The organism is Oceanospirillum beijerinckii DSM 7166 (assembly GCF_000422425.1).
Taxonomy (GTDB): Bacteria; Pseudomonadota; Gammaproteobacteria; order Pseudomonadales; family Halomonadaceae; genus Oceanospirillum; species Oceanospirillum beijerinckii.
In genome coordinates, this window is the sequence record NZ_AULT01000090.1 from 1 (window position 1) to 4383 (window position 4383).

Annotated in this window: 5 protein-coding genes and 2 tRNA genes; 2 read left to right on the forward strand and 5 right to left on the reverse strand. The window is 46.2% G+C overall.

Annotation, left to right across the window (positions count from 1 at the left end; all coding sequences use genetic code 11):
* Window positions 1–300: IS200/IS605 family transposase (tnpA, locus tag H579_RS0118395; RefSeq protein WP_028300151.1), on the forward strand; the 300-nt coding region annotated here is incomplete at its 5' end.
* A 149-nt stretch (window positions 301–449) separates the two neighbouring features.
* Complete coding sequence (locus H579_RS0118400) at window positions 450–923, forward strand: hypothetical protein (protein WP_028301883.1); 474 nt, start codon at window positions 450–452, stop codon at window positions 921–923.
* 284 nt (window positions 924–1207) lie between these two features.
* On the opposite strand, the gene queF is transcribed toward H579_RS0118400, so the two are convergent.
* The 5 genes from queF to H579_RS0118425 form a co-directional block, all read right to left on the reverse strand.
* Window positions 1208–2053 (reverse strand): NADPH-dependent 7-cyano-7-deazaguanine reductase QueF, encoded by an 846-nt coding sequence (gene queF, locus H579_RS0118405; RefSeq protein WP_028301884.1) that lies wholly within the window; start codon window positions 2051–2053, stop codon window positions 1208–1210.
* A 3-nt stretch (window positions 2054–2056) separates the two neighbouring features.
* A complete protein-coding gene (locus H579_RS0118410) occupies window positions 2057–2830 on the reverse strand; it encodes an ABC transporter permease (protein ID WP_028301885.1) in 774 nt (257 codons plus the stop codon).
* Window positions 2830–3786: an ABC transporter ATP-binding protein gene (locus tag H579_RS0118415; RefSeq protein ID WP_028301886.1), complete on the reverse strand. Its 957-nt coding sequence runs from the start codon at window positions 3784–3786 to the stop codon at window positions 2830–2832. Before H579_RS0118415 ends, H579_RS0118410 begins: the two co-directional genes overlap by 1 nt.
* A gap of 332 nt (window positions 3787–4118) precedes the next feature.
* Window positions 4119–4194: transfer RNA gene (locus H579_RS0118420), tRNA-Glu, on the reverse strand.
* A gap of 64 nt (window positions 4195–4258) precedes the next feature.
* Window positions 4259–4334 (reverse strand) — tRNA-Gly (locus H579_RS0118425).
* Between the last annotated feature and the right edge of the window lie 49 nt (window positions 4335–4383).

Below are 4383 nucleotides of genomic sequence, written 5' to 3' on the forward strand. Positions count from 1 at the left end.
CTTGAAAATATTTTTCGTGGTGTATGTGAGGACTTTGAAGTTCACCTTGAGGAGTTTAATGGCGAGGCAGACCATGTGCATCTGCTAGTCAATTTTCCTCCAAAAGTATCTGTATCAAAGCTAGTAAACAGCTTGAAAGGCGTGTCGAGCAGGCGATTAAAACAGATTCACCCTGAGTTGATTAAATCGGCGTATTTGAAAAACGCCTTGTGGAGTCCAAGTTACTATGCTGGAAGTGTAGGTGGCGCTCCGATCTCCGTTGTCCGTCAATATATCGAGCAACAAGCCAGACCTCATTAGAGAGGCTTGCGCCTCTACGCTCTGCATCCCCGCACTAAAAGTACGGGGTTTTCCGCGAAAGGTGATAAACTACGGTTTATCGTCACCCAGCCGATAGGTAAGATAGGGGCACAATAGATATAACTTATTATGATTAAAGGGATTGTGACATGGTTTTGTCGAATTTGGCACTTATCGGCATCATTCAACTGGTTGTGATGCTGGGCGGCGCCGCTTTTTTCCTGTTCTTATACAATCGTTTTCTAAAAAAGCAGATCAAGCTACTAAAGCAGGGCATAGACCCCAGCGCTGAGAAGAAATCAAACATCTCCTCTTCAGATGTTCAGCAGAGTGAAGTAGCAGAATTGGATACCAACCGTGTCACCGGTGAAATCAGTGAACTGCGTAAGATGCTGGATGAGAAGCTGCTACTGACCGCTAATATGCGTAAACTCATTGAAGCAGCCTCTCTGAATCCTGATGACTTTGACTCGGTAATTGAACAACAAAACAGCACTCTCCACCATCTGGAGGAGTACATCAATCACAGCCGCAAAGAAGCGAGTGCTGTTGAAGACAAGGTGAATCAGTATCGGGAGCAACTGGCTAAAGCCAAACGTCTGCTCAGCAAAAAAGAAAAGTAAGACTGATTACAAAAAGATGCCTTGGTTGAGTTAATCACCCATCAAATCTGCACTCTCTATCGTCAAAAAAATACCCGTACTGAAAACAGCACGGGTATTTTTATATGGTCCAGACCGGCTATCACACGCAAGTCCCATCCAGCTTATACCAATCCAGATAAGTTGTTGTAGGTTGGAAAAGCCGCAAGGCGCCTTCCGACAATGATCAGGCATCTGAGTCAGTGTCGGATGGCGCTTCGCTTATCCAACCTACCCTGATATCAGGAAACTTATCGTGAATGGTATTACTGACGAATCAGACGCTGGTTGTCCATATCCGGGCGATTGGATGAACGCCACGGATTAATATCCAGACCACCACGACGGGTATAACGGGCTACTACGGTCAACTCTTCAGGCTGACAGCGCTGAGTGATATCCACAAACATACGCTCAACGCACTGCTCATGGAAATCATTATGCTGGCGGAAAGATATGATATAAGCCAGTAAGCCTGCCTTATCTATCTTAGGCCCTTTATAGCTGACATGAACCGTGGCCCAATCCGGCTGACCAGTAACCGGGCAATTCGAGCGTAGCAGATGGCTATATAGCTGCTCTTCCACCACCAGATCACTTTGGGTTTTCAGCAGATCCGGTTGCGGATGATAATGCTCAATCTCAATATCCAGATCGTCAATGCAACGCCCTTGCGGCTGTTCAATCTGTAGCGCCTGAGCTTCTTCCAGCGAGTACAGCTCTACCACAACCGTATCACCAGCTGCCTCAGACAAGTCTTTTTCCAGACGGCTTTGCAGCTCGGATTGCTCTGCCAGTTTCGTTTGGTTAAAGGAGTTCAGGTACAGCTTAAAAGACTTGGACTCAATAATATTGGGCGACGAGGCCGGAATACGAAAAACGGCGACTGCCGCCTGAGGCTTACCCTTAGGGTTTAACCAGGACAGCTCAAAAGCATTCCAGATATCCTGACCAAAAAATGGCAACTTACCTTCCGGGCTGATTTCAGGCAGACCGATCTCATCGCGCTTATCAGCCCGTGGAACTGGGTACAACAGCGAAGGGTCGTATTGATCAACGTATTCTGTGGTTTTACCCAGAGGCGAGTGTTCCGGGTTTGCGGTAATGGTCATAACTTAACTCCGAATACCTTTACCTTTATTCAGCAGGTTTAACGCCAGACTGAAAAGAGCAACAATAAAAACTGCGACAGCAGATAACGCATAAACCACATCAATATCCGACACCCCCAGAATACCGTAACGGAAGGTGTTCACCATATAGAGAATCGGGTTCAGCATGGATACGCCCTGCCAGAAATCCGGCAACAGGCTGATAGAGTAAAACACACCGCCCAGATAGGTCAAAGGGGTCAGAATAAAGGTCGGTACGATGGAGATATCATCAAAGCTTCTGGCAAACATGGCATTGATAAAACCACCTATGGCAAACAGCACTGAGGTCATAAAGACCACCAGTATGGTAATCCACAAATTGTGCAGTTGCAGGTCGGTAAAGAACAACGACAAGACAGTCACTATTAAACCAACCGTCAAACCACGAGCCACCCCACCCAGTACAAAGCCACTGAGAATCAACCAGTTAGGTGTTGGCGAAACCAGCAACTCTTCGATACTGCGCTGGAAACGTGCCCCATAAAATGACGATACTACATTAGAGTAAGAGTTAGTGATCACCGACATCATAATCAGACCGGGAACAATAAACTGCATATAACTGAAGCCACCCATCTCACCGATACGACTACCGATAAGGTTGCCAAAAATGACAAAATACAGCGTCATCGTGATCGCAGGTGGTAGCAGTGTTTGCGCCCAAATACGGGTAAAGCGATTAATCTCTTTACGAATAATGGTGCTAAAAGCAATAAAGTACTGTTGTGGATTCATTAGCTGGCAACCTTCTCCTGAGCCTTTTGCGCGTTTTGGCGATCCCGTTCGACCAACTCAACAAACAACTCTTCTAAACGGTTGGATTTAGTCCGCATAGAAGTAACCTGCAACCCTAAAGCATTCAACTGAGTAAACGCTTCATTCAAGTGCTGACCGCGGTTCATCTGAATCTCAAAGCTGTGATCATCAACCAAGGCTGTTTTGAAACCAGACAGTTCAGGCGCCTGAGTCAAATCTTCATTAACATCCAGCACAAAGGTCTCGGTATCCAACTGCTGTAACAGCGCCTTGATACTGGTGTTTTTCACAATCTCGCCCTGATCGATAATGGCAATATTGCGACACAGGTTTTCTGCTTCTTCCAGATAGTGGGTCGTCAGAATAATCGTGGTGCCTTCATCCCGGTTAATCTTCTGAATAAACTCCCACATGGAACGACGCAACTCGATATCCACACCAGCGGTTGGCTCATCCAGAATCAGAAGCTTAGGCTTATGAATCAGCGCACGGGCGATCATCAAACGACGCTTCATACCACCCGATAAGGTGCGCGCAGCCACATCTTTTTTATCCCACAAACCCAACTCGCGCAGAAAATACTCGGTGCGTTCCATCGCTTCAGAACGGGGCATACCGTAATAACCCGCCTGGCTTAATACAATATCAAATACCTTCTCGAACTGATTAAAGTTAAACTCCTGCGGCACCACCCCCAGAAAACGCTTGGCTTTAGAGAAGTTCTGATCAATATCGACACCAAAAATCTCTACCTTGCCATCCGTTTTATTCACCAGGGAACTAACAATACCCAGAGTCGTGGATTTGCCCGCACCGTTAGGACCTAACAGGGCAAAAAAGTCCCCCTGCTCAACATCCAGATCGATGCCTTTCAAAGCCTCGAAACCATTTTGATATATTTTTCTTAATCCACGGATGGATAGTGCTTTTGTCATTCAAAACCCCTTGGGTACGGTGTTCGTCAAGCCAGTGGTGTTTATCAAGCCAGCAGTGTTTGTCAGGTTAGTTGCACGGTAAGCATTGCGATCACAGGCTATTTATTCAGGACTGTTAAATAGTGTCAGATATATGGGTTACAAGCGGGATTACAAGGAAATCCACAACAGAAAATTTAATCACAATCCGATCTGTCAGCTCTGATTGTGGATAAATCTGTGAACAAGCACTTGGATAAAGGCGGAATAACTTACTGCTTAGCTTGTCATAAGCGGAAAAAATAGTGTATGCGCAGAAAATAAAATTTAACAGCAGAATAGTGCATAAGAGGTGGCGTCCCATAGGGGGTTCGAACCCCTGTTACCGCCGTGAAAGGGCGGTGTCCTAGGCCACTAGACGAATGGGACACAGATACTGATTTAACAGTAGGTGATGTTTCCATTTTCAGCCAATCTTGAAGACCAGAGTAAATGGAGCGGGAAACGAGATTCGAACTCGCGCCCCCAACCTTGGCAAGGTTGTGCTCTACCAACTGAGCTATTCCCGCACAACATTTTTTATTTCTGACTCACCGACTTTCACCAGTCAGCACAAGA